Annotated in this window: 1 protein-coding gene; it reads left to right on the forward strand. The window is 71.4% G+C overall.

What is annotated here, in order from left to right:
* The coding region (locus ACWD4O_RS48735; RefSeq protein ID WP_451289591.1) for a thiamine pyrophosphate-dependent enzyme at window positions 1-1,355 on the forward strand (1,355 nt) is incomplete at both ends.

Here is a 1,355-nt window from a genome sequence, read left to right on the forward strand (position 1 = left end):
GCCCTCCTCCAGGCCGCCACCACCGGCGAGGCCGACCTGCCCTACTACCTCGCCCGCAACGAACAGGGCATGGTCCACGCCTCCGTCGCCTACGCGAAGATGCGTGACCGGCTGGCCACGTTCGCCTGCTCGGCGTCCACCGGCCCCGGCTCGACGAACATGATCACCGGTGCCGCACTGGCCACCACCAACCGCCTCCCCGTGCTGCTGCTGCCCAGCGACATGTTCGCCACCCGGGCCGCCGACCCCGTCCTCCAGCAGCTGGAGGACTCCCGGGGCGGAGACGTCACCGTCAACGACGCCTTCCGCGCCGTCTCCAAGTACTTCGACCGCATCTCGCGCCCCGAGCAGCTGATCCCAGCCGCCCTCGCCGCGATGCGCGTCCTCACCGACCCCGTCGAGACGGGCGCGGTGACCTTGGCGCTGCCGCAGGACGTGCAGGCCGAGGCCTACGACTGGCCGGTGGAGTTCTTCCGGCGCCGGGTGTGGCACGTGGGCCGCCCGGTGCCGGAGGCAGCCGCCGTCGAGCGGGCCGCACGCCTCCTGCGCGGCGCGAAGAAGCCGCTCATCGTGGCCGGCGGCGGGGCCGTCTACTCCGGCGCCGAGACCGTGCTGCGCGCGTTCGCCGAGGCCACCGGGATCCCGGTCGCGGACACGCACGCGGGCAAGGGCGCCGTCGCCTGGGACCACCCCTGCGCCGTCGGCGGCATCGGCTCGACGGGGTCCTTCGCGGCGAACGAGCTGGCGAAGGAGGCCGACGTCGTCCTGGGCATCGGCACCCGCTACTCCGACTTCACCACCGCCAGCCACACCGTCTTCGCCAACCCCGACGTCACCTTCGTCAACCTCAACGTCGCCCGCCTCGACGCCGTCAAACACTCCGCCGAACCCCTGGTCGCCGACGCCCGCCTCGGAATCCAGGCACTCGCAGGAGCCCTGACCGGCTGGGAAGTCCCCGACGAATACCGCCGCCGCACCCGTCAACTCATCGCCCGGACACGGGAGATCGAGGAGGAGTGCTTCGCCCCGGACCGCAACACCGGCGACCTGCCCGCCCAGACGCAGATCCTCGGCGCCCTCAACGACGTCCTCGACGACCGGGCCGTCGTCATCAACGCCGCCGGATCCATGCCCGGCGACCTGCAGCAACTCTGGCGGGCCCGCGACCCGAAGGCCTACCACGTCGAATACGCCTACTCCTGCATGGGCTACGAAGTCGCCGCCGGCCTCGGCGCGAAGATGGCCGACCCCACACGCGAAGTCGTCGTCCTCGTCGGCGACGGCTCCTACCTGATGATGGCCCAGGAGATCGTCACCATGATCTCCGAAGGACTGAAGGTCATCGTCGTCCTCGT

The organism is Streptomyces sp. NPDC002623, from assembly GCF_053592635.1.